General features: G+C 61.9%; 25 protein-coding genes. 18 read left to right on the top strand and 7 right to left on the bottom strand.

Annotated features, from left to right (window positions below; all coding sequences use genetic code 11):
- Positions 1–115: 115 nt before the first annotated feature.
- Positions 116–439 (bottom strand): YnfA family protein, encoded by a 324-nt coding sequence (locus G7048_RS23350; RefSeq protein WP_166070425.1) that lies wholly within the window; start codon positions 437–439, stop codon positions 116–118.
- 38 nt (positions 440–477) lie between these two features.
- Positions 478–3,663, bottom strand: coding sequence for an EAL domain-containing protein (locus G7048_RS23345; protein ID WP_166070424.1), 3,186 nt, complete (start codon positions 3,661–3,663; stop codon positions 478–480).
- A 28-nt stretch (positions 3,664–3,691) separates the two neighbouring features.
- Between G7048_RS23345 and G7048_RS23340 the strand changes: the two genes are divergently transcribed.
- Together G7048_RS23340 and G7048_RS23335 are read left to right on the top strand one after the other, a co-directional pair.
- On the top strand, positions 3,692–3,967 hold the full coding sequence (locus G7048_RS23340) for a hypothetical protein (protein WP_166070423.1): 276 nt from the start codon (positions 3,692–3,694) through the stop codon (positions 3,965–3,967).
- 216 nt (positions 3,968–4,183) lie between these two features.
- Entirely contained in the window at positions 4,184–6,037 is a 1,854-nt protein-coding gene (locus G7048_RS23335; RefSeq protein ID WP_166070422.1) for an ABC transporter ATP-binding protein, read from the top strand.
- Positions 6,038–6,053: 16 nt separating this feature from the next.
- On the opposite strand, the gene mdtD is transcribed toward G7048_RS23335, so the two are convergent.
- Positions 6,054–7,487 (bottom strand): multidrug transporter subunit MdtD, encoded by a 1,434-nt coding sequence (gene mdtD, locus G7048_RS23330; RefSeq protein ID WP_166070421.1) that lies wholly within the window; start codon positions 7,485–7,487, stop codon positions 6,054–6,056.
- A 232-nt stretch (positions 7,488–7,719) separates the two neighbouring features.
- Between mdtD and G7048_RS23325 the strand changes: the two genes are divergently transcribed.
- Together G7048_RS23325 and G7048_RS23320 are read left to right on the top strand one after the other, a co-directional pair.
- The gene (locus G7048_RS23325; protein WP_166070420.1) at positions 7,720–7,974 is read left to right on the top strand and encodes an AbrB/MazE/SpoVT family DNA-binding domain-containing protein; all 255 of its coding nucleotides are present in this window, start codon (positions 7,720–7,722) and stop codon (positions 7,972–7,974) included.
- Positions 7,968–8,288: a type II toxin-antitoxin system PemK/MazF family toxin gene (locus G7048_RS23320; protein WP_166070419.1), complete on the top strand. Its 321-nt coding sequence runs from the start codon at positions 7,968–7,970 to the stop codon at positions 8,286–8,288. The genes G7048_RS23325 and G7048_RS23320 overlap by 7 nt, the downstream gene beginning before the upstream one ends.
- A gap of 42 nt (positions 8,289–8,330) precedes the next feature.
- Here G7048_RS23320 and cycA read toward each other — a convergent pair whose 3' ends face one another.
- Positions 8,331–9,785 carry a D-serine/D-alanine/glycine transporter gene (gene cycA, locus G7048_RS23315; protein ID WP_166070418.1) on the bottom strand — a complete coding sequence of 485 codons (1,455 nt, stop codon included), beginning with the start codon at positions 9,783–9,785 and terminating at the stop codon, positions 8,331–8,333.
- Between the two features lie 274 nt (positions 9,786–10,059).
- Positions 10,060–10,971, bottom strand: a complete 912-nt coding sequence (locus G7048_RS23310) for a LysR family transcriptional regulator (RefSeq protein ID WP_166070417.1) — start codon at positions 10,969–10,971, stop codon at positions 10,060–10,062.
- A 142-nt stretch (positions 10,972–11,113) separates the two neighbouring features.
- Between G7048_RS23310 and G7048_RS23305 the strand changes: the two genes are divergently transcribed.
- The 8 genes from G7048_RS23305 (at position 11,114) to G7048_RS23270 (ending at position 17,550) form a co-directional block, all read left to right on the top strand.
- Positions 11,114–12,637 carry a CoA-acylating methylmalonate-semialdehyde dehydrogenase gene (locus G7048_RS23305; protein ID WP_166070416.1) on the top strand — a complete coding sequence of 508 codons (1,524 nt, stop codon included), beginning with the start codon at positions 11,114–11,116 and terminating at the stop codon, positions 12,635–12,637.
- 95 nt (positions 12,638–12,732) lie between these two features.
- Positions 12,733–13,170: a lysozyme inhibitor LprI family protein gene (locus G7048_RS23300; protein ID WP_166070415.1), complete on the top strand. Its 438-nt coding sequence runs from the start codon at positions 12,733–12,735 to the stop codon at positions 13,168–13,170.
- Between the two features lie 45 nt (positions 13,171–13,215).
- Positions 13,216–14,382, top strand: coding sequence for an acyl-CoA dehydrogenase family protein (locus tag G7048_RS23295; RefSeq protein ID WP_166070414.1), 1,167 nt, complete (start codon positions 13,216–13,218; stop codon positions 14,380–14,382).
- A 36-nt stretch (positions 14,383–14,418) separates the two neighbouring features.
- Positions 14,419–14,856, top strand: coding sequence for a TfoX/Sxy family protein (locus G7048_RS23290; protein WP_166070413.1), 438 nt, complete (start codon positions 14,419–14,421; stop codon positions 14,854–14,856).
- Positions 14,857–14,883: 27 nt separating this feature from the next.
- The gene (locus G7048_RS23285) at positions 14,884–15,303 is read left to right on the top strand and encodes a DUF488 domain-containing protein (protein ID WP_166070412.1); all 420 of its coding nucleotides are present in this window, start codon (positions 14,884–14,886) and stop codon (positions 15,301–15,303) included.
- Between the two features lie 52 nt (positions 15,304–15,355).
- Complete coding sequence (gene mmsB, locus G7048_RS23280) at positions 15,356–16,255, top strand: 3-hydroxyisobutyrate dehydrogenase (protein WP_166070411.1); 900 nt, start codon at positions 15,356–15,358, stop codon at positions 16,253–16,255.
- 54 nt (positions 16,256–16,309) lie between these two features.
- Positions 16,310–16,942: a class I SAM-dependent methyltransferase gene (locus G7048_RS23275; protein ID WP_166070410.1), complete on the top strand. Its 633-nt coding sequence runs from the start codon at positions 16,310–16,312 to the stop codon at positions 16,940–16,942.
- An 11-nt stretch (positions 16,943–16,953) separates the two neighbouring features.
- On the top strand, positions 16,954–17,550 hold the full coding sequence (locus G7048_RS23270) for a molybdopterin-dependent oxidoreductase (RefSeq protein ID WP_166070409.1): 597 nt from the start codon (positions 16,954–16,956) through the stop codon (positions 17,548–17,550).
- Between the two features lie 29 nt (positions 17,551–17,579).
- Here G7048_RS23270 and G7048_RS23265 read toward each other — a convergent pair whose 3' ends face one another.
- Complete coding sequence (locus G7048_RS23265; RefSeq protein WP_240933089.1) at positions 17,580–18,323, bottom strand: alpha/beta fold hydrolase; 744 nt, start codon at positions 18,321–18,323, stop codon at positions 17,580–17,582.
- 160 nt (positions 18,324–18,483) lie between these two features.
- On the opposite strand from G7048_RS23265, the gene G7048_RS23260 reads away from it, so the two are divergent.
- The 6 genes from G7048_RS23260 to G7048_RS23235 all read left to right on the top strand — a co-directional run bounded on the left by G7048_RS23260 (position 18,484) and on the right by G7048_RS23235 (position 22,076).
- Positions 18,484–18,867, top strand: a complete 384-nt coding sequence (locus G7048_RS23260; RefSeq protein ID WP_166070408.1) for a polyhydroxyalkanoate granule-associated phasin — start codon at positions 18,484–18,486, stop codon at positions 18,865–18,867.
- A gap of 16 nt (positions 18,868–18,883) precedes the next feature.
- Positions 18,884–19,354 (top strand): SRPBCC family protein, encoded by a 471-nt coding sequence (locus G7048_RS23255; protein WP_166070407.1) that lies wholly within the window; start codon positions 18,884–18,886, stop codon positions 19,352–19,354.
- 59 nt (positions 19,355–19,413) lie between these two features.
- A complete protein-coding gene (locus G7048_RS23250; protein ID WP_166070405.1) occupies positions 19,414–19,752 on the top strand; it encodes a YggL family protein in 339 nt (112 codons plus the stop codon).
- A gap of 151 nt (positions 19,753–19,903) precedes the next feature.
- Complete coding sequence (locus G7048_RS23245) at positions 19,904–20,446, top strand: PepSY domain-containing protein (RefSeq protein ID WP_166070404.1); 543 nt, start codon at positions 19,904–19,906, stop codon at positions 20,444–20,446.
- Between the two features lie 122 nt (positions 20,447–20,568).
- Positions 20,569–21,321: a leucyl/phenylalanyl-tRNA--protein transferase gene (gene aat, locus G7048_RS23240; RefSeq protein ID WP_166070403.1), complete on the top strand. Its 753-nt coding sequence runs from the start codon at positions 20,569–20,571 to the stop codon at positions 21,319–21,321.
- Positions 21,318–22,076 (top strand): arginyltransferase, encoded by a 759-nt coding sequence (locus G7048_RS23235; RefSeq protein WP_166070402.1) that lies wholly within the window; start codon positions 21,318–21,320, stop codon positions 22,074–22,076. Before aat ends, G7048_RS23235 begins: the two co-directional genes overlap by 4 nt.
- Before the next feature lie 18 nt (positions 22,077–22,094).
- Here G7048_RS23235 and G7048_RS23230 read toward each other — a convergent pair whose 3' ends face one another.
- Entirely contained in the window at positions 22,095–23,798 is a 1,704-nt protein-coding gene (locus tag G7048_RS23230) for an alpha/beta fold hydrolase (RefSeq protein WP_166070401.1), read from the bottom strand.
- Positions 23,799–23,972 lie beyond the last annotated feature (174 nt).

The following is a 23,972-nucleotide window of genomic DNA, read 5'->3' as shown; positions in this document are numbered from 1 at the left end:
TTGATCAGGGCGCAATGAATATTCAGGAGGGAATCATACCGTGCAAGCGCCTCATTCGAGTCTGCCCTGCACAGGTGCTACCAAATTTGACAAAAAACGTTTCCTGGCAAGCCTCTCAGGTGGAGCGTGGCGCAAAGGCGATGATGGCCATGCCAGCGAGCGTTACAGCGCCTCCGACCACATCCCAGAAGCCCGGTTTCACACCATCGACGGCCCAGAGCCAGGCCAGCGCCACGCACACGTAGACACCGCCATAGGCCGCATAGACCCGGCCGGACGCATCGGGATGCAGGGTCAGCAGCCAGGAAAACAGCACCAGACTGGCCGCCGCCGGAACGAGCAGCCAGATGGAGCCGCCCTTGCGCAGCCACAGCCACGGGAGATAACAACCGACGATTTCCGCAATTGCGGTCAATAGATACAAGCCAAGCGTGGTCATGCGCCCGATACTAATCGCTTGAAGCGCCCCCAAAACACTCAAACCGCTGCGGATGACGCCTTGGCATGCGCCAGCGACTGCACCAGCGCCTCGTATTCGCGGATCGGCAGCGGCGGGCTCAGCAGATAGCCCTGCCAGCCGTAGCAATGGTTGCGTTCGAGGAACTGGCGCTGCGCCTCGGTTTCCACACCCTCGGCGGTGACCTGCAGGCCAAGGCTGGTGCCGAGCGCGACGATGGTCTTGGCAATCGCTGCGTCGTTCGGATCGGTCAACACGTCACGCACAAAGCCCTGGTCGATCTTGAGCTCGTCGAGCGGCAGGCGCTTCAAGTACGACAGCGACGAATAGCCGGTGCCGAAGTCATCGAGCGAGAAGCCCACGCCGTAGCTCTTCAGATGCGACATCTTCTTGACCGTGTCGTCGATGTCTTCGAGCAGCAGGCTTTCGGTCAATTCGAGGCGCAGGTGACGCGCATCCGCACCCGTGCTGGCGAGCGCCGCGAGCACCTGTGGCACAAAACCGGCCTGGTGGAACTGGCGCGCGCTCACGTTGACCGACAGGGTCAGTTCGCTGAGCACAGGATCGTTGGCCCAACGCGCCAGTCGCTCGCACGCCGCCTTCAGGCCCCATTCACCCAGGCGCAGGATCAACCCGCTGTCCTCGGCCAACGGAATGAACTGTGCGGGCGAAATCGCGCCCTTTTGCGGATGCTGCCAGCGCAGCAGCGCCTCGGCACCGACGATCCTGCCGTGCAGCATCTGCGGCTGATAGGCAAACTCGAACTGCCCCTGCGCGATGCCGGTACGCATGTCGGCTTCGAGCGCCACACGCGCTTCCACGACGGCCTGCATTTCCGGATCGAAGAAGCGCAAGGCATTGCGCCCCTCGGCCTTGGCGCGATACATGGCAAGGTCACCGCGCTTGAGCAGTTCATCGGCCGACTCGCGCTGCCCATGGAACAGCGTGATGCCTATGGACAGCGTGGTGTGATGGTGCTCGTTGCTCAGTTCGAACGGCTCGCGCATCACATTCAGAATCTTCTGCGCGACCTCTTCCGCTCCGGCCGCAGCCGCCTGTTCGCTCTCGCCGAGCGAGCGCAGCACGACCACGAACTCGTCACCGCCATGGCGGGCCACCGTGTCGTCCGCGTGCACGCAACTGCGCAGGCGCTGCGCGACGATGCCCAGCAGCCGGTCGCCCATGTCGTGGCCCTGGGTTTCGTTGAGGCTCTTGAAGTTGTCCAGATCGAGCATCAGCACCGCGCCATAGCTCTGATGGCGGGCGCTCATCGCCAGTGCTTGCTGCAGGCGGTCGAGCAGCAGACGGCGATTGGGCAGTTGCGTGAGCGGGTCGTAGTAGGCCAAATAACGCGCGCGCTCTTCCACGGCCTTGCGCTGGCTCACGTCCACCAGCGTGATCAGATAGCCTTCGTCATCACCGCCCAGAATCACGCCTGCCATCTCCAATGAGCGCGCATGTCCGCCCTTGTGCGTGATGACGCATTCCATGGCACGGATGTAGCCATTGCCCTCGCGCGCCTCGCGGCAGGCTTCGTCCCAGCGCGTCTGGTACAGTTCCCGCTCCTGCGGATCACGCACCATGGCATCCCACCAGGCGTCGAGACGGCAGATTTCATGCGTGTCGTAACCGCAGATCTGGGAAAAGCGTTCATTGCTGAAATCGAAACTGCCATCCCGCACCATGCCGATGCCGATCGGCAGACGGTCCAGAATCCCGCGCAGCCGCTCTTCGCTGGTGCGCAGCGCCTCTTCCATCTGCTTGCGCTCGGTGATGTCCAGAACCACCGAGACGTTGTGCATCGGACGCCCTTTGCGATGCGACACCGGCGTGACCGTCACATCGACCCAGACGGGCTTTCCGTCCTTGCGCAGATAGCGCTTTTCCATACGCACCGACGCCAGTTCGCCGACGATCATGCGCCGCAGGCGATCCCCGCCCACCTCGGCGTCATCGGGGTGGGTCAGGTTCTGAAAGCCCTTGCCCTCGATCTCTTCGACCGTGTAACCCAGCATGTTGGCAAACGTCTGGTTGGCGCGTTCGATCTTGAAGGTGTCGCACGCCACCTGGATGATGCCCACGGCCGCCTGACCGAACAGCGTGCGAAAGCGCTCCTCGCTGGCCAGCAGAGCGGCATTGACGTCATCCGCATGGCTGAGCGCCTGCTGACGGCGCAGACTGAGCAGAATCACCAGCGCCGTCAGCAGCGCGGTAAGCAGCATGCCCGCCCCTGCCATCAGCGCGGGCAGATTGCGCTCCAGCGGTGAGAGCAGCGGCGTCGTGTGCTCGAAGCTCAGCCGCCACAGGCGACCGCCGAAATGCACATCTTTCTGAATGCGCAGACCATCGGCCCCCACGGCTGGCGCGGATTGGTAGATCGGCGCTGGCACTTTGAGCGGCACCAGCAAGCCGTCCGCATCAAGCTCACCCAGGTCGTTCATGTTCAGCGCCAGATGCTCCCAGTGCCCTTCTGTTTTGACGTTGTCGACAAGGTCGCTCATGCTCACGGCCACATCCACCGTGCCGATGAAATCACCGTCCTTGTTCAGCGCATCCAGAGCCGCAAACACCGGCATGCGCATGACCACGCCCGTGCTCGCGGTGTCGGCCTTCTGGATCAGCGAAAACGGCGCGGAGATCGCTATGTTCTTGGTGTCGCGCGCCCGCACCACCGCCTGCATGTTCAGGGGCTGCGCGTGCATCTCAAGGCCCTCGATGCCCTCGTTGCCCTTGTGCGGCCACAGATACTCGATCACGAAGTATTCGGGCCAGAAATCTGCGGGTTTGAAATCGAAATTCCGGGTCGAATGCCCGGAAAGGGACGGTTCACCGCGTGTGCGCTTGAGGAATTCCTCGCGGTCGGCCCCCGCCACATGGCGGGTGAACGACACCCCGAGCGCGCCCGGATGGCGGCGGCTCAGTTCCATATTGCTCGCGAGCTTCTCGAAGTCGCGTCGCTGCAACTGCGGATTGAGCTTGAGCACGCCCTGCAGGCCGCTCAGGATATCCATGTACGACTGGAACCTGCGCTGCACCGTCTGCGTATAGGCACTCGCCTCTTGCTCGAAGCGCATCTGCGCCACGTCCGTCGCCGAATTTTGCTGATGCCGCCAAAGCGCAAAGCTGCCCAGCGAGCCCAGAATGGCAACCGTCAGGCCTGGTACCCAGAACCTGAGCGGAAAGCGCGACGAAGGGAGCTCGGACATCAAGGAGTCAGGTGAACCTGAAGAGTGGATGGAGGGAGCTGGAAACGTTGAAAACGATTATGTTTCCAGCTATGCACGAATTGCAACCAATAGTTATGCAATCTGCATTTTCTTACATATAGACGTTACAGGTTCAGCGGATATTTCAGAACCCGAAGGCCTTGGCAACGTGGAAGCCTTGCGACTGCCCAATCACCAGTATTCAGCATGCTTGACTGTGAAACTTGCTGGATTCTGTCGCCGCACCTCCAACGCGGATTCATTGACCTTTGTTCATCAAAAGCCAAGTATTCAAGGCTTGTGATCCATTCACGCCGTTTGCATAAATGCAACAAACAATCAATCCACGCATGACCGACATCAATGTGACAGACCACGGATTCAAGAAGAAGTGGAAAGGATAAACCTGAATCATGTCACTAAATGACTGACAGGCCCTTGAAATGTTACGGTCTCTCGGCGGTAGTCGGACAATTGGGTGCCCCACCCGTACCATCGCAGCAGGAGTTACATACGAGTGTTGTTCGATTTTTTTGAGAGGCGTGTTCCGCCCTACCCGCCCAACGATCCCGCGCTGCCGCCCAAGGGCTTTTTCGCCTTTCTGTGGGCCTGCACGCAGGGCATGCGTGGCTGGATCGGGTTGTTGACGCTGACTTCGGCCCTGTTGTCGGTCTACGAAGCCTTTCTGTTTGCGGTGATGAGCCGCGTTGTCGACTGGCTGTCGAGCACGCCCGCGGCCAATCTCTGGCAGGTGCACGAAGGCAGCCTCACCGGCATCGCCGTGATCCTGTTGATGAGCATTGTTCTGCTCGGCCTGCACACCTTGGTGATGCATCAGGTACTGGCTATCAACTTCCCGATGCGCATGCGCTGGGTCTTTCACAAGCTGATGCTGGGCCAGAGCATGTCGTTCTACGCGGACGAATTCGCAGGCCGCATCACCACCAAGATCATGCAGACCGCGCTGTCGGTGCGCGAAGTGGTGTTCATCGTCGTCGATGTGCTGGTTGGCGTGGGCGTGTATTTCGTCAGCATCCTGCTGCTGGCGGCAAGCTTCAACTGGCGCATGATGGTGCCGTTCGGCATCTGGCTGGCCTGCTACACCGCTGCCTGCTTCTACTTTGTTCCGCGCCTGGGCAAGATCGGCAAGGAGCAGGCCGATGCCCGCTCGCTGATGACGGGCCGCGTGACCGACGCCTATACCAACATCGCCACGGTCAAACTGTTCGCCCACACCCGCCGCGAGGCAGAGTACGCGCGCAACGCCATGGACTCGTTCAAGAAGACCGGCTACGACCAGATGCGCCTCGTCAGCCAGTTCGAGTTGACCAACCACGCCATGATCACGCTGCTGATTCTCTCCAGCTCGGGCTTTGCGCTCTGGCTGTGGACGCACGGCGAAGTCGGCACCGGCGTGGTCGCGGCTGTGATCGCCATGGCGCTGCGCATATCGGGCTATTCGCACTGGGTGATGTGGCAGATGACCGGCCTGTTCGAGAACATCGGCACGATCCAGGACGGCATCGTCACGCTGACCAAGCCGCGCACCATCGTGGATGCGCCAACCGCCAAGCCGCTGGTGGTCGAGCAAGGCCGCATCCATTTCGAGAACGTGAGCTTCGGCTACAAGGACGGCGGCAAGCGCGTCATCGACCATCTCGATCTGAACATTCGCCCCGGCGAGCGCATCGGCCTGATCGGCCGCTCGGGCGCGGGCAAGTCCACGCTGGTGAACCTGCTTCTGCGCTTTCACGACGTACAAGGTGGCCGCATCACCATCGATGGACAGGACCTGCGCGAAGTCACGCAGGACAGCCTGCGCGGCGCGATCGGGATGGTCACACAGGACACCTCGCTGCTGCACCGTTCGATGCGCGACAACATTCTCTATGGCCGCCCCGACGCGACCGAAGAGCAAATGCGCGCCGCCTCGCTCAAGGCCGAGGCCTCGGAATTCATCGACAACCTCACCGACCTGAAGGGCCGCAGCGGCTACGACGCTCAGGTCGGCGAGCGCGGCGTGAAGCTCTCGGGCGGCCAGCGCCAGCGCGTGGCGATTGCGCGCGTGATGCTCAAGGATGCGCCGATTCTGCTGCTCGACGAGGCCACCAGCGCCTTGGACAGCGAGGTGGAAGCCGCGATCCAGCAGAGTCTGGACGGACTCATGCATGGCAAGACCGTGATCGCGATTGCCCACCGCCTGTCCACCATCGCGGCGATGGACCGCCTCGTCGTCATGGACAAGGGCCAGATCGTCGAGCAAGGCACGCACCAGGAACTGCTGGAAAAGGCAGGCATCTACGCCAAGCTCTGGGCGCACCAGAGCGGCGGCTTCCTCGGCGAGAACTCCAGCGAGCACCTGATCGCCAGCTGAGGTTTTCGAAAAATCGTCAGTTGTGCGATTCGGGGCCCGATGCCTGACCGGCAGTCAGCTCCTTCTCGGGCAACTGCATGAACAGCACGGTGGCCGCCAGCGTCAGCAGGCCCATCACGATGAAGGAAGCACGGAAAGCCCACAGCGTGTCGTTCGCCGTGGCGCTTCCCCAATGCGCCTGAAAACCGGCCAGCACCGCTCCGGCAATCGCCACGCCCATGCCCATGGAGAGCATCTGCACCATCGACAGCAGGCTGTTGCCGCTGCTGGCGAAGTTCGGCAGCAGGTCCTTGAGCGTCACGGTGTTCATGGCCGAGAACTGCAGCGAGTTGATCGCGCCGAAGATCAGCAGTTGAACGATCAGCACCGGCGTCGGCATGTTCGGCGAGATGAAGGCGAAACTCGCGATCAGCAGCGCCAGCACCCAGGTGTTGGTCACCAGCACCTGACGATAGCCATAGTGGTAGATCACCTTGGTCACGAAGCGCTTCATGGCCATGCTGCCGATGACGGTGGGCAGCATCATCATGCCCGCGTGCATGGGCGAGAAACCGAGACTCACCTGCAGCACCAGCGGCATCATGAACGGCATGGCCGAGCTGCCCAGACGCGAGAACAGATTGCCCAGCAGGCCCACACGCAAGGTGCGAACGGTGAAGAGTTCGGGCGCAAACAACGGCTCGGGCTTGCGCAGCGCGTGCAGCCAGTAGCCGCACAGGCACGCCAGCCCGAACACCAGCATGATAAGCGCCGAAGCTCCCCGCACGCCCCCACCGCTGGCCATGCCTTCGACGGCCAGCGAAACCAGCGCCATGCCCGCAGCCAGCATCAGATAGCCGAGCAAGTCAAAAACGCGCGGCGGCATCTTTTCGCCAACCGGCATGTATTTGCTCGCCGCCACCAGCCCGATCAGACCGACCGGTACGTTCACCCAGAAAATCCAGTGCCAGGAGGCGAACTCCACCATCCAGCCGCCGAGCGTCGGGCCAATCAGCGGACCGACCAGCCCCGGAATCGCCACAAAGCTGATCGCACGGATGAACTGCTCGCGCGGAAAAGCCCGCAGCACGGCCAGTCGCCCGACCGGCAGCAGCAGCGCGCCGCCCAGCCCCTGCACCACGCGCGAGGCGACCAGCAATTGAAGATTGGGAGACAACGCGCACAGCACCGAGCCGAGCACGAACAGCGCAATCGCCGCCATGAACACGCGCCGCGTGCCGAACTTGTCAGCCAGCCAACCCGAGGCAGGAATCAGCACCGCCATCGCGAGCGAATACGCCACGATGACCGAATGCATCTGCAGCGGACTCTCGCCCAGCTCCTCGGCCATCGCAGGCAACGCCGTGTTGACGATGGTGCCGTCGAGCGTCTGCATGAAGAACCCGAGCGACACCAGCCACAGGAGTTTGTTCTTGTACGGAGAAAGCTCGGTGGCGGGCGTGGATGTCATGTGCAGCAGTAATCGATCAGAGGCGCGAAGTCTTCGAGTTTGCCACCGCAGCCAGGCCTGCGCTTTGGATTGTCTAAAAGCGTATTGCTTGGCTACGCCATTGGGTGGCCACAAGCACAGCATCGAGAGCACGCCTGGAAATCGCTCGAAAGTTACAACATAGTTATAATTTTTTGCAAATCCATCCACTCTCCGCCACTAACATGGCTAGTCCCTTGAAGGAGGTCGAAAAATGGAAATTGCGATCCGGAACATCGGCAACAGCAAAGGCATCGTGCTGCCGAAATCGTTGCTGGCTCAGGCCGGTCTGGAAGGCGAAGCCGTGGCGGACGTGCTGTTGGAAGATGGTGCAATCGTTCTGCGCAAGCCCTCGAAGCCATCGCGTGCCGGATGGGCCGAGGCCGCCAAGGCCATCGCCGCGCAGGACGAAGACAAGTTGCTCATGGGCGAATTCCCGAACGCGGACGACGCGGAGAACACATGGTGAAGCGCGGCGAGATCTGGGTGATCAACCTTGATCCCACCATTGGGAGCGAAATTCAGAAAACCCGCCCCTGCGTGATTGTTTCGCCAGCCGACTTGCATGATCACTTGCGCACGGTGATCGTCGCGCCGATGACGTCCCTGGGATTTGCCGCCCCGTTTCGTGTTCCGGTCACCCACGATGGGAAAAAAGGCTTGATCGTGCTCGATCAGCTCCGGTCCGTCGATCAGGCCCGATTGGTCCGAAAGGCTGGCAGCCTGCCAAGCAAGACACTCGATGAAGTATTGTTGAGGCTGCAGGAAATTTTCGCCAGATAGCACGGAAGCCCACGATTGGGCTTCCTGTTGGGTCTCAACGCATCAAGCCTGCTGCGACTGCTCGACGTGCTCGATTTCGGCAGGCGTCATCAACGCTTGCGAAGCGCGCTTGCCGCGCAGCCACGCATAGGCAGCACCCAGAATCGCGAACCAGATCGGGGTGGCGATCAGAGCCGAGCGGGTGTCGGCCTCGAAGGTCAGCAGCACAAGAATGAAGGCGAAGAACGCCAGGCACAGACCACACATCACCACGCCGCCGGGCATGCGGTATTTGGAGGCTGCGTGCAGTTCTGCGCGGGTGCGGCGGTACTGGATGTAGGACAGCAGGATCAGCGACCAGACGAACATGAACAGAATCGCCGAGATGGTGGTCACCAGCGTGAAGGCTTCGACCAGATCGGGGATCACCCACATCATGAATGCCCCGCCCAGCAGGCAGATGCACGAGAACAGCAGGCCGCGCGAAGGCACGCTGGCCTTGGAGAGCACGCCGAACGAGCGCGGAGCGTCGCCCTTCAATGCCAGGCCGAACAGCATGCGGCTGGTCGAGAACACGCCGCTGTTGGCCGACGATGCAGCAGACGTCAGCACCACGAAGTTGATGATGCCTGCGGCTGCGGGCAGACCGGCCAGAACGAAGAGTTCGACGAACGGGCTCTTGCTGGGCACCACGTCGCGCCACGGGGTGACGGCCATGATGGCGATCAGCGCGCAGACGTAGAAGATGATGATGCGCACGGGGATCGAGTTGATCGCGCGTGGCAGCGTCTTTTCGGGGTCCTTGGCTTCGGCGGCCGTCGTGCCGACCAGCTCAATGCCGACGAAGGCGAACACGGCGATCTGGAAACCCGCGAAGAAGCCCATCGCGCCATGCGGGAACATACCACCGTCGTTCCACAGGTTCGACAGGCTGGCGACGCGGCCTGCGGGTGAGCTGAAGCCCGTCGTGACCATGTAGATGCCGGTACCGACCAGCGTGGCGATGGCGACGATCTTGATCATCGCGAACCAGAATTCGATCTCGCCGAACAGCTTCACGGTGAGCAGGTTCAGCGACAACAGCAGACCGACGCAGAGAATGGCCGGTGCCCATTGCGGAATGTCCGGAAACCAGAACTGCGCGTAGGCCGAGATGGCGATCACGTCGGCGATGCCGGTGATGATCCAGCAGAACCAGTAGGTCCAGCCGGTGAAGAAGCCCGCCCAGGGGCCGAGCAGATCGGCCGAGAAGTCGATGAACGAGCGGTATTTCAGGTTGGACAGCAGCAGCTCGCCCATCGCGCGCATCACGAAGAACAGCATGATGCCGATGATCGCGTACACGAAGACGATGGAGGGACCGGCCAGGCTGATGGTTTTGCCCGAGCCCATGAACAGACCCGTGCCGATGGCACCGCCGATGGCGATCAGTTGAATGTGGCGGTTGGTCAGGTTGCGCTGCAGGTCTTCTTGACCCTGCTGCGCGTGCTGACTGGCGGGCTTGGCCGACTGGGTCATGGGCGGAACTCCGTGAAAGGAAAGAAACAGCGCAAAGGCCAAGGCCGCCTGTAGGCAGGCAGGCCGTGTCCGAATCACAAACCAGCTCGGACATGAAAACAAATCACGGATCGCGGGAGGATGTGAGAGCGCACGAATTGCCAGCCAATGATGCTGCGGCAATCCGCGAGGTTTCTTGAAAACGTTGCTCTATGAAGAGAGAAATCAAAAACTTCCGTTATTTTATTCCTCAAGCTTGCAAGATGCTTGCGAGCCTCGGAGTTTCAGCGCTGGATCAACGCCTGCCTTGGACATCCGGCTGCAGCAGCGCCCTTTCCTGCTGCGCGACCTCCTTGAGCAGCGTCCACACCGCCTGAATGCGCGCGAGCTGCTTGGCCTCCTGCGGCATGCTCATCCAAAAGGTGCGGGTAAACATCGCCTCCTGCGGCAGAACGCGGCTCAGCACCGGGTCACGGTCGGCCAGAAACGCAGGCAGCACGCCAAGCCCTGCGCCGATGCGCACCGCCTCGTACTGCGCGGTGATGCTGGTGCTGCGGAACGCAAACCGCTCGGGCGCGTGGAGCTGGTCGATGAACTGCAGCTCCTTGGTGAACAGCAGGTCATCCACATAGTTCACGAAAGCATGGTGGCGCAGATCCTCGCGCTGGGTGACCAGCGGTCTGCGGGCCAGGTACTCGCGTTGACCGTAGAGGCACAGCGTGTAGTCGGCCAGTTTGGTGACGATGACGGAGCCGCGCGTCGGGCGCTCCAGCGAGATGACGATGTCGGCCTCGCGCCGCGACAGATGCAGCAGTCGCGGCAAGGCCAGCAGGTCGATGGACAAGCCCGGATGCTCCAACGTGAAACGCGCCAGATGCGCCGCCAGAATCGAGGTGCCGAAGCCTTCCGTCACGCCCACGCGCACCAGACCGGTCAGCCCGGACGCGCCACTGTGCGCCTCGGCCGAGCTTTCCACGCCCATCACGGCGGTTTCCATGGCTTCGACGGCGGGCAGCAATTGCCGCCCTGCTTCGGTCAGCCGATGACCCGAGGCTTCGCGCGCGAACAGCGGCACGCCCATCTGTTTTTCGAGCGCCTGAATCCGCCGCGCGACCGTCGTGTGCTCCACGCCCGTGCGCCGAGCCGCCGCAAGCAGGGTGCCTGCGCGGGCGAGTTCGAGGAAGTAGCGCAGATTGTCCCAGTCCATGTTGATCCATCCGTGGCTTGCATCTCACCCGGTTGTGCAAATTTGCAAAACCAGAATGCAGTATTGTCTCTGGACTAGACATATTTGCACAACTACCATTCGCCTATTACTTACCAACCCACCGGGTTCCAAGGAGACACCAATGAACGCACCTGCCAATTCCCAAGTGCTGGCCCCTACCGTCAAGTTGCTCATCGACGGCAAGTTCGTCGAGTCCAAGACCACCCAGTGGCGCGACGTGGTGAACCCGGCCACTCAGCAAGTGCTGGCCCGCGTTCCTTTCGCGACGCCTGAGGAAATCAATGCCGCAGTCGCTTCCGGCAAGGCTGCATTCAAGACCTGGAAGAAGACCCCCATCGGCGCACGTGCCCGCATCTTCCTGAAGCTGCAGCAACTGATCCGCGAAAACATGTCCGAGCTGGCCGCTCTGCTGACCGCCGAGCAAGGCAAGACCCTGCCCGACGCCGAAGGCGACGTGTTCCGCGGCCTCGAAGTGGTCGAGCACGCAGCCAACATCGGCACGCTGCAACTGGGCGAGCTGGCCAACAACGTGGCCAATGGCGTGGACACCTACACCATCAACCAGCCACTGGGCGTGTGCGCCGGCATCACACCGTTCAACTTCCCAGCGATGATTCCGCTGTGGATGTTCCCGATGGCGATTGCCACCGGCAACACCTTCGTGCTGAAGCCTTCCGAGCAAGACCCGATGGTCACCATGCGCCTGTGCGAACTGGCACTGGAAGCGGGCGTGCCCGCTGGCGTGCTGAACGTCATCCACGGCGGTGAAGACGCAGTGAACGCCATCTGCGATCACCCCGATATCAAGGCGATCAGCTTTGTCGGTTCGACCAAGGTCGGCACCCATGTCTACAACCGCGCCAGCCTGAACGGCAAGCGCGTGCAGTGCATGATGGGCGCGAAGAACCACGCCATCGTCATGCCCGACACCAACAAGGATCAGGCTCTGAACGCCTTGGCTGGCGCGGCTTTCGGCGCGGCAGGTCAACGCTGCATGGCGCTGTCTGTGGTCGTTCTGGTGGGCGAAGCGCAGAAGTGGATTCCCGATCTGGTCGAAAAGGCCAAGACGCTCAAGGTTTCCGGTGGCACTGAAAAGGGTACGGACGTGGGCCCAGTGGTGTCCTGCGCAGCGCTGTCCCGCGTGGAAAGCCTGATCGAGCGCGGCATTGCCGACGGCGCCAAGCTGGAACTCGACGGTCGCAAGCCGAACGTGCCCGGCTACGAAAAGGGCAACTTCGTGGGTCCAACGATCTTCTCCGGCGTCAAGCCCGGCATGTCGGTCTATGACCAGGAAATCTTTGGCCCCGTGCTGTGCATCGCCGAAGCCGCCGACATCGACGAAGCCATCGAATTCATCAACGCCAACCCGAACGGCAACGGCACGGCGATCTTCACGCAGTCCGGCGCAGCGGCCCGCAAGTTCCAGGAAGACATCGACGTTGGCCAGATCGGCATCAACGTGCCAATCCCCGTGCCAGTCCCACTGTTCTCGTTCACCGGCAGCCGCGCTTCCAAGCTGGGCGATCTGGGCCCCTACGGCAAGCAAGTCGTGATGTTCTACACACAGACCAAAACGATCACCGCGCGCTGGTTTGACGACTCCACGACCAGCCACGGCGTGAATACCACCATCAGCCTGAAGTAAGGCGGCGGATGCAACCAGGCTCGCGTGCTGTGTTCAAAGCGCAGTGCGCGGGCTTTGTTGTTGAAGGCGTTGCAAGGCGTGGTGAAATCGGTCGCATGTTTGCAAATCTGAATTCATTCAAGCGAGCGGCAGCACATGTCGCGCTGACCGTGGCGCTGTGTTCGGGCGCATCCGCTGCCCTGGCACAGGCCGGAGCCGATTGCGTTCCCGATGGCACCATCGCCGAAGTCAACGCCTGCGCCGTCAAGAAGTTTCAGGAAGCCGATTCGGCACTGAACATCTACTACGGCGATGTGATGACCGCACTGTCCGCGCACGAGCGCCCGCAGCTGCGTCAGGATCAGAACAAATGGCACAGCACGCGCCGCGATTACTGCAAGCGGCACAACCGTGGCAAGGAAGGCGATCCCCACTGGGTGCGCCTGTACCACGAATGCATGGTCAAGGTGACGCAGTCGCGGCGCATCGCGCTGTCGCAATGGCTGCATACCGGCAACCCGCCGCCGCCCGAAGCCAGCCTGCCAACGCAGTAAGCAGCCAACCCACAAGACACAGAATTTCCGAGGAGACATCCCGCCATGGACTTTGAACTGACCGAAGACCAACGCGCCTTTGCCGACACCGCGCGCACCTTTGCCGAAGCCGAGTTTGCCCCACATGCGGGCCACTGGGACGCCGAAGGCATCTTCCCGCGCGAGGCCATCGCCAAGGCGGGCGAGCTGGGCTTCTGCGGCCTGTACGCGCCGGAAAATGCCGGTGGCCTCGCCCTGCCCCGCCTCGACGCCACGCTGGTGTTCGAAGAACTCGCTGCGGTCGATCCATCGACCACCGCCTTCATCACCATCCACAACATGGCGACCTGGATGCTCGGCACCTGGGCAACCGACGAAGTGCGCAACGAATGGGGCGAGCAGCTCACCAGCGGCCAGAAGCTCGCAAGCTACTGCCTGACCGAACCGGGTGCAGGCTCCGACGCCGCTTCCATCAAGACCCGCGCCGAACTTGTCGGCAACGAATACATCATCAACGGCAGCAAGGCCTTCATCAGCGGCGCGGGCTCGACCGACGTGCTGGTGCTGATGGCACGCACGGGCGATGCGCAATCGGGCGCGGCTGGCATCAGCGCGTTTGTCGTGCCAGCGAATGCCGAAGGCGTCAGCTACGGCAAGAAGGAAGAAAAAATGGGCTGGAACAGCCAGCCCACGCGCGTGATCAGCTTTGATAACGTGCGCATTCCCGCGCAGAACCTGCTGGGCCGCGAAGGCGAAGGCTTCAAGATCGCGATGAAGGGCCTCGATGGTGGCCGCATCAACATCGCCACCTGCTCGGTCGGCGCGGCGCAAGGCGCGTTGAAGCAAGCGCAAAGCTACATGCAGGAACGCAAGCAATTCGGCAAGCCGATCGCCAGCTTCCAGGCCCTGCAATTCAAGCTGGCCGACATGGCAACCGAACTCGTCGCCGCCCGCCAGATGGTGCGCCTGGCCGCGAGCAAGCTCGATGCGGGCGCACGCGACGCCTCCACCTACTGCGCCATGGCCAAGCGCTTTGCGACCGATGCGGGCTTCAACGTCTGCAACGACGCGCTGCAACTGCACGGCGGCTACGGCTACATCCGCGAATACCCGCTGGAGCGCCTGATGCGCGACTCGCGCGTGCACCAGATTCTGGAAGGCACCAACGAAATCATGCGCGTGATCATCGCGCGGCGCATGCTGGAAGGCGATGCGCCGGATGTGATTCGCTGACGCACAGTCTCCTTACGCTCCTGCCAATTTCCGGTCATGCCCCCCCGCCCGCTCACCGACGAAACCCTGCAGCTCATCGCCGCAGTGCGCGATGCCTTGGTGCATTGCGCTGACGTCGAGGAACGCACGATGTTTGGCTGGTATGTGTTCATGGTGGACGGCAAGATGTGCCTTGGCGTCAAGGGCGATGAGCTGCTGGTGCGCTTGCCGCCGTCGGAACACGACCGCGTGGCCGAGCGCCCCGGCGTGCGCACGCTGGACGCGCAAGGAAAGATGCAAGGCTATTTCTGCGTCGAGCCGTCCGCCTACGCCACGCGCGCGCAATGGCAGGAATGGGTGGATGGAGCGCTGGCCTACAACCCGAGTGCCAAGGCATCCGCTCGCCGCAAGCCTGCCGCAAAAAAGGCTCCGGCGAAAGCAGCCACCAAAACCACAAAGAAGAAGCGTCACAGCATCTTCGAAAGCGATCTGTAATTCGGCCCACCACGGAAGGATCTGCATATGTCAGTACGCATCGTTCAACTCGGCACCCCGCGCAGCAAGGATGAGGGCCTGCGCATCGGCACCGTGCGACGTCCGCCGCGTGGCGTGCCCAAGGCCGAATTCGCGACGCGCAATTACTACGACGTGTGGTATCCCGAACTCTCGCCCGAGCCCGATCTGATGACGCTCGCACAAGAGGCCGTGAAGCTGTTCGCTGACGGCCAGGACGCCGAAGCCACCAAGCTCTGGGCGCAGTTCGACAAACAGTTCCGCAAGCAACTCGCCGATGCAGCCAGCAGCCGCACGCTCGACCTGCTGGCTGCGCTTTCACAAACGGCGGCGTTTTCCATCGGCTGCTATTGCGACGAAGAACGACGCTGCCATCGAAGCATTCTGCGTTCTCTGCTGAAAGAACGCGGCGCTTTGATTGCCGAATAGACAAGCCAACCAACCATTCAACCAACCACCTTCCAATCAGGAGACAACACTCATGCAAATCGCATTCATCGGCCTCGGCAACATGGGCGCGCCCATGGCCATCAATCTGCAGAAGGCAGGTCACAGCGTCAAGGCGTTCGATCTGTCCAAGGACGCCTGCGAACGCGTGAAGGCCGAAGGCGCGCAGGTCGCCACGTCTGCCGAAGACGCGGTTCAAGGCGCGGAAGTCATCGTGACCATGCTGCCTGCGAGCCAGCATGTCGAAGGTCTGTTCCTCGGCAGCAATGGCAAGGCAGGTCTGCTCTCCACCATCACCAAGGGCGCGCTGATCATCGACTCGTCCACCATCGCCGGTGCCACCAGCCAGAAGGTCGCCAAGGCCGCTGAAGCAGCCGGCATCGCCTTCATCGACGCACCGGTTTCCGGCGGCACGGGCGGCGCGATTGCGGGCACGCTGACCTTCATGGTCGGCGGCTCCGACGCGAACTTGGAGCGCGCACGTCCGCTGCTCGAGAAGATGGGCAAGAACATCTTCCACGCGGGTGATGTGGGCGCAGGCCAGACCGCCAAGATCTGCAACAACATGCTGCTTGGCATCCTGATGATCGGCACCAGCGAAGCCATCGCCATGGGCGTGGCCAACGGTCTCGACCCCAAGGTGCTCTCAGAAATCATGCGCCGCAGCTCCGGTGGCAACTGGGCGCTGGAGGTCTACAACCCCTTCCCCGGCGTGCAGGAAGCCTCGGCCGCCACGCGCGGCTACACCGGCGGCTTCGGCACCGATCTGATGCTCAAGGACCTGGGCCTGGCACAGGAATGCGCGATGTCGGTGAAGGCCAGCACGCCACTGGGCGGCATGGCGCGCGCAATCTATGCGGCGCACAGCATCGGCGGTCACGGCGGTGAAGACTTCTCCAGCATCATCAAGATGCTGCAGACGAAAAAAGCCTGACGGCATTGCACAGGTCTTGTGTGAGCCCCACAATGGCGGCTCATGCAAGACGCTATGCCTGAATACTACGCAGCCCGCGCCAAGGAATACGACGCGATCTACCTGAAACCCGAGCGCCAAAGCGATCTGCGAGCCATGGAGGCCTGGCTTCCAACGCAGATTGGCTCGGGCTCCATTCTCGAAATCGCCTGCGGAACGGCTTACTGGACGCAGTTCTACGCCCCGCATTGCAAGCACGTGCTGGCCATCGACGCCGCCATCGAAACACTTGAAATCGCCCGAGCACGTGTGCCGCTCACGCAAGTGCAGTTCACCGTCGGCGACGCCTACCAACTCCCCTCTTCCCCCGATTGCTTCGATGCCGCATTCGCAGGCTTTTGGTGGTCGCATGTGCCGGTTGACCGTCAACACGAGTTTCTGCGCGGCTTGCATCAATCGCTCAAGCCCGGCGCGCAGGTCGTGCTGATCGACAACCGTTATGTGGAAGGCAGCAGCACGCCGATCTCCGACCGCGATGGGGACGGCAACACTTACCAGACACGTCTGCTCAAGGACGGCAGTGCACATCGGGTACTCAAAAACTTTCCGACCGCGCAGCAGTTGCGCGATGTGGCTGCGCCCTATGCTTCTCAGATCGAGGTCATCGAATGGCCCTACTTCTGGGCGCTGAGCTACCGCCTCGCATGAAAGAGCCGAGCATGCATAACCCCAAACGCGACTTCATCAAACTGGCTGCGCTGGGCTTGGGTGCCAGCGCACTCAATGCACAGGCCCAGCACGCCCCCAAGGCCGCCAAAGGCCCCGTACTGCTCACGGTGAGCGGCCTCATCGGCGCGGGCAATCGCGGCGCTTTCGATCCGCAGCTTGACCAGCTCATGGGCAAACATCAGGTGCGATTCGACAAGGCCCATGCCTTCGATTTCGCCGCGATGACCGCCCTGCCCGCCGTCACCATCGAACCGACGCTCGAATACGACGCGAAGAAGCATGTGCTCAAAGGCCCCCTGTTCAGCGATGTGATGAAAGCCGCTGGCGTCAAATGGGCGGCGAATCTCTCGTTCCTCGTGCGCGCCATCGACGGCTATGGCGTGGCGATTTCGGCTGCAGAAATCACCAACCGCCGCTTCATCATCGCCACCCATCTGGACGGCCAGGCGCTGGCACTCGGCGGCATCGGGCCACTGTGGTCGGTGTATGAACCGGATCGCTTTGCGGACGTAGCAAACAAACCGCTCAAGGAACGGTTTGCGCTGTGTCCGTGGGGGACTTATCAGATCGACGTGACGGCTGGCTGATCCGCTTTTCTCGGACTCGGAGAACCCAGCTACTGACGCTCTGGCAAGGCGCGCATCACATTGTTCATGACCGCATCACGCCATTGCGGTCGCGCCAGAACGATCGGCAGAAGTCCGCGATGTTCGGCATCGGGAATGACGAGCAGTTCCCGCTCGCTGGCGCTGGTCGCCGAAGCGTAAAGCCGCTCGGGAATTTCGAGTGGAATCACGCCGTCCTTCTCGGCCGCGATCACCAGAAGCCGTCCACGGAAACGCCCAAGGATCTCCCAGGCATCGCTGTCGGCCCAACTGCGAGGTTGGCGGATGATGTCGGAAAACGCGGGGCCGAACGGCACGTTCAAGGCTTCGGGCGTGTAGATGCCGGGCACCACCAGAATCAGCGATTGCAACGGCAGCATCTCGCTCAATCGAATGGCGTTGTAGGCACCCATGCTGATGCCGAGCACGGTGCTCGGCGCAATGTTGGCGTGCCGGATTACGGACATCGCCTGTTGCTGGCGACTCAGCAGCGATGACTCGGCAAACGCACCGCCCGTCCTGCCGTGACCAATGCAATCGAAAGCGGTGGAGCCGATGTCATGTTCCAGCAGGGCGTGTCGCAAACCACTGAAAATGTTGATGTTGCCAGCCCCGCCGCCATGGATGGCAAAGAGGTGAAGCGCAGACTCTCCCGGCAATGTGTTCGCATGAAGATGGCGTCCACTGAATGGGACGGCAAATGTCGAGGCGGTAGCAAGCGAATGCGTGAGGGTCATTTTTTTGGAAGCGGTCAAGGGGCGCTGGTCTGCAGGAGCGAGCAAGGATGGATTATCCAACCGGCAATTCGTCCCCTCCTCCTACAAGCCAGCCTCTGGCGTGTGTCACGTGGAATCGTCAAAATCGGCAGACCGTGCCAAAAGCACTGGTCCCGATTCTTCAGGAGTGCTCACACCCATGCCCCGTACATCCAAAACCCGCTCCACTGGTCGCCAACTGGCGGAACTGAGCGTTGCCGCACCGCACGTGATCGCCCATCGCGTCACGCGCATGGCGCTGGCTTCGCCGACAGGGCCATCGCGGCGCGACCAAAAGGAATTCACCGGCATGATCGCTGAAAAGCAGATCGCCTTCGCGCAATCGTGGTGGACGCTGTGCATGGAGATGGGCAAGGCGCAGCAGGCGTTTTTCCTGTCGTGGATGCGTGGTCCGATGGCGTTTTCCAGTCAGCTCTCGCGCATGCCGACGACGCTGGAGCGCATCAGTTCCCGATCGGTCGCACCGATTCATCGCAAGGCAGTCCAGAACTCCAAGCGGCTGGCGCGCACCAGCCTGATCTGATCTGAACTGCACGACGATGACCAAAGCCTCGCCGCCCACCGTCAAGGTCACGATGCTGATCCGCAAGCCGGTGGCCGAGGTGTTCAACGCGTTCGTCGATCCGAAGATCACCACCCAATTCTGGTTCAACCGCGCCAGCGGCGCGCTCAATCAGGGCGCGACGGTGACGTGGTTCTGGGATCACTACGGCGTGAGCGCGCAGGTCAAGGTCGTCACGCTGGACACCAACCGGCGTCTGGTGATCGAGTGGCCCGCGCGGGCGCAGTGGGATTTCGAGGCGCGCGCCGATGGAACCACCTTCGTGACCATCACGGCCTCCGGTTTCGAGGGCCCGCTTGAAGCGCAATACCAGCAGGCCATCGACCAGACCGAGGGCTTCAATCTGGTGATCGCCGCGTGCAAGGCGTGGCTCGAATTCGGCGTGCGGCTCAATGTCGTGGCCGACAAGGCGCCCGACTTCAAGGCTGCGCCATTGCATTTGCAATAAAGTACCTGCTTTCAACAAGAACAGGCGCGTCGCCCCGAAAGGGCACGCGCAACACGAACATGTCTCTGCCACCGAACAAAGAACGCAGCCGCCGCCAACGCAAGAAGATGCACATCGGCGAGTTTCAGGAGCTGGGTTTCGAGTACGAAATCGAGTTCAAGAACACGCTGCCTGCCGACGAGCAGGAAGCGCTGATGGACAAGTTCTTCACCGAAGTCGTCGTTCCCCGTCGCCTGATGCTGCGCGGCTGGCTGAGCGAAGGCTTTGTGACAGCCTACCCGCGCGGCTCCGCCAAGGAAGATGACCGCACCGCCGTCGAGCAATGGCTCAAGGCGCAGTTCAAGGATGCATCCGTGCGCGTGAGCGAGCTCAAGGACGCATGGTACGTGCAGGATTGAGCCTCATCACGCAGGATCACTCCTTCTTGCCGCCGCTTGCCGCATTGACGCGCAGGCCAATGGGGCATTGACTGACACAGGTCCAAGCCGCTTGCGGCGAGACTGTTCATATTCGACGTTTTGACCATCCCATTGCACAGGAATGAACCGCATGAAGTCTCGCTTTCTGAACACCCTCGCCCCCGTTGCCCTCGCCGCTTCGCTGAGCTTTGCCGTGCCTGCTGCCTTCGCAAAGTCGCCAGCCGAATGGCAAGCGCTGGCCTCCAAGACCACGGTGATGTTGGATCAGGCGATTGCGAAGGCGGCCGAGGCTGGCCAAGGCAAGGTCATCGACATCGAACTGGATGACGACGATGGTGCCGCGCCTCGTTTTGAAGCCAAGGTGGCAACGCCTGCTGGCAACACGGTCGAAGTCTGGGTGAACGCCATCTCCGGCGAAGCCGCCGTGCACAAGCAAAAAGGCAAGACCCCATCCAAGGACATCAAGCGCATGAAGGAATCCAGGATCAGCCTGACGCAGGCCGTGGAAGCCGCCCTCAAAGGCACGCCCGGCACGCCAGTGGGTGCCGAGCTGGATTCCAACTGGGGCAAGGCGTCCTACGACGTGGAAGTGTTGCAGCAGGACGGCTCGGTCATGAAGGTCAAGATCGACGCGGCCAACAGCGCGGTCATCCGCAGCAAGAAGGCTGATTGATCCAGGATCGATCCCAAACTGATCCCGCAAAAAAGAACGCCCGCTGAACAATTTCAGCGGGCGTTCTGCCTTTGTGCCAACAATGCAATACGATAGTGACAGACACCGTAGCGCATTCATCCATGACCCCCTCGCTGACCTGGCTCGATCCCGAAGAACCCTTTCCGCCCGTTGCCGACAGCTGGGATCATGACTCTCCCGCGCCCGGCCTGCTCGCTGCAGGAGCGACCCTCGATGTCTGGCGCCTGAAGGCCGCGTATGCCAATGGCATCTTTCCGTGGTTCAGCCAGGGCCAGCCCATTCTGTGGTGGAGCCCCGACCCGCGCATGGTGCTCTTTCCCGCCGAATTCAAACTGCACCACTCGCTGCGCAAGACGATCAAGCGTTTTCGCACCCTGCCCTCGTGCGAGGTGCGCATCGACAGCGATTTCAGCGCCGTGATCAACGCCTGCTCTTCGTCGCCGCGCTCCGGCCAGAACGGCACGTGGATCGTCCCCGCGATGATCGAAGCCTACGAAAAACTGCACGAGGCGGGCACGGCGCACAGCATCGAGACCTGGGTGGACGGCCAACTCGTCGGCGGGCTTTACTGCATCTCGATCGGCAAAGCGGTTTTTGGCGAATCGATGTTCGCCAAGGTGACCGATGCCTCCAAGGTCGCGCTGGCCGCGCTCGTCGGCCTGTGCCGAACGCAAGGCGTGGACATGATCGACTGCCAGCAGAACACGGGACATCTGGCCTCTTTGGGCGGCCGCGAAATCTCCCGAGCGCAGTTTCTGAGCAACGTTCACGAAGCGCGATCCCACGATGGGCTCGATTGGACATTCAAGCCCGTATACTGGGATTCATTGTTGTCTTCGCCATCTTCCGCGTGACCCAGCTCAACGACCTGCCGCTGCAGTCCCTGCAGTTCTATGCCACGGCCCCCTACTCCTGCAGCTATCTGCCGGGACGGCTGGCACGTTCCCAGGTCGCCACGCCCAGCCACCTGATTCACAACAACGTCTATTCCGACCTCGTCGCGCGCGGTTTTCGCCGCAGCGGCATGTTCACCTACCGCCCATATTGCGATGGCTGCCAGGCCTGCATTCCGCTGCGCGTGCTGGTCAACGAATTCAAGCCCGACCGCAGCCAGCGCCGCGCCTGGACGCAGCACTCGCACCTGCAGGCCCGCGTGCTGCGCCTGTGCTACCTGCCCGAGCATTACCAGCTCTACCTGCGCTACCAGAACGCGCGCCATGAAGGCGGCGGCATGGACCACGACAGCATCGACCAGTACACCCAGTTCCTGCTGCAAAGCCGCGTCAATTCACGCCTGGTGGAGTTCCGCGAGACCAATGAAGACGGCTCGCCCGGCGCGCTCAAGATGGTGTCGATTCTCGATGTGCTCGACGACGGCATCTCCGCTGTGTACACCTTCTACGAGCCCGAGGAAAAGACCAGCTACGGCACCTACAACGTGCAATGGCAAATCCAGCAAGCACGCTCGCTGGGTCTGCCATTCGTGTACCTCGGCTACTGGATCGAGCAGAGCCCGAAGATGAACTACAAGGCCCGCTTCGAGCCGCACGAGCGGCTCATTCAGGGCGAGTGGCAGCGCGGACAGGAAGGTGCCAAGCCGCGCGGCTGAGCCTTCCCTCCAGCATTGTCACCACATGATGCCGTCCGGCTTGAGGTTGGTTGGGCGCTCGAATCTTCGTCCAGACTTTTGAGTGGCCGTACCGCGCGTCTCGTCGATCGTGCGGCCTGTACACGTGGTGATCTGGTCCTTGGGTGAGCTTCCCAGCAAGTAGGCAAGCACGTTCGAATCCACGCACTCGTCGCTATACGGAAACACCCCGTGGTTCATCTCATTGGTGACGTAGACCATGTGCGACTTCGGCAACTGGGCCAGCACCGCACGCGCGTTCTCATGCGGCGTCGGCACGTCGTACTGCGACTGCACCAGCATCACATCAAGGTCCTTCATTGCCGAGAGTGACGGCTTGCGCACGGCGGCCGGACGCTTCCAGTACATGCAGGACTCATAGCCCTCCAGATCGGCCAGCGGATAGGTTTCGTAGAGTTCGGTGTAGCGCTTGCTCCACCACTGCGGATCGTCGCTGGCCGAGGGCATGTCGTTGCAGACCACCGCCTTGTACACCGCAGGGTATCCCCCAAAACTCACGGTGGGGCGCTGCAGATCGGCAACCACGCGCTCCACGATCTTCTTGGCCTGCCACTGCACTTCGCCGTTGATCTCGGCATCGTCCGCAAAGCGATGCTGGTCGATGAGCTTGTCCATCTGTGCAAAGTCGCCACCCGTCACGCCCAGCGGCCAAAGGTCGACAAACGGCGGCTGACTGAGTGCACGCCCAGCCGCCAAGGCGAAGGCCACGAACGGAGCGTTCTTGCTCATATTCATGTTGGCCCCCATCTGACGCGCCGCGGCGGAGCGGATGGCCGCTGGCAACTGGCCCGGCAGATCGCGGATCGCCTGCGCATCGTTGCCGAGGCCGTACACATCGGGGTGACCGGCTGCATAGGGCGCAATCAACTCCTTGAACGTGCGGTCCATTGACCAGATCGAGTTGATCCCCGCCTGTGAGAAGTCGCTGGTGAAGTCCATGTTGCTGTCGAGCACCATGCGCCCCACGTTTTGCGGAAACACGCTCGCATACCAAAGGCCCAGCCAGGTGCCGTAGGAGGCTCCGTAGAAATGCAGCTTTTTCCCGCCCAGCACCTCGCGCATCAGGTCCATGTCGCGCGCCGTTGCATCGGAGTTGATGAACGGCGTCAGCGGGTTGCTTGCGCAGGCCTCGGCCTTCTTTTCGATATTGGCAAGTTCCGCCCGTATGTTGGAGGGGATTCTCCCGGCCAGCGAGTGGTCCACGGGCTCCAGTTGCTGTGCCGATTCGCACTTGAGCCGCGTGCTGTGGCCCGTGCCACGTGGCGAGAAGCCGATCAGGTCGTAGGACTGCAGCAGCTTCAGGGCCATCTGCCGGGTCGCGGCCGTGCCGCTGCCTGCGCCCTGGACGACTTCGTCCAACTGCGCCGCTCTGATGACCGAAATCAGATAGCCATCACCGCCCGGCCCTCCAGGATTGAACAGCATGGGTTCGGGCGCAGTGCCCTCGCCCGCCAATGCCTTCACGCGCAGCATGCCGACCGTCACCTCGCCCGTCTCGGGAGCCGTGTAGTCGCGCGGGGCCCGCATTTGCGTGCATTGAATGCGCAGCGCTCCGGCCTCGGGATAAATCAGGTCGAGCGACGCCTTCGTATCCGCGTCGCAATCGCTCCAAGCCAGTGTTTGCCGCTTGAATTCACTCAGGGGATCTTCGCGGCGATCACTCCCGTCACATGCTGAAAGCAAAGCTGCGACCGAAATCAGCAAGGCAGCAAAAACGGCAACAGGCCGGCTTCCCGACCTGTTGTGTGGCGATGGCTGGATCATGTGGCTCGTCCCTTTTGTTTTGTACTCATTGGTGCTGAGTAACACCCCAAGGGCGATTGGTTCCAACCGGCTCCGCGAACGGAGCCCATGGAG

It is taken from the genome of Diaphorobacter sp. HDW4B, assembly GCF_011305535.1.
GTDB lineage: Bacteria > Pseudomonadota > Gammaproteobacteria > Burkholderiales > Burkholderiaceae_C > Diaphorobacter_A.
This window is presented reverse-complemented; position numbering and strand designations above follow the sequence as displayed.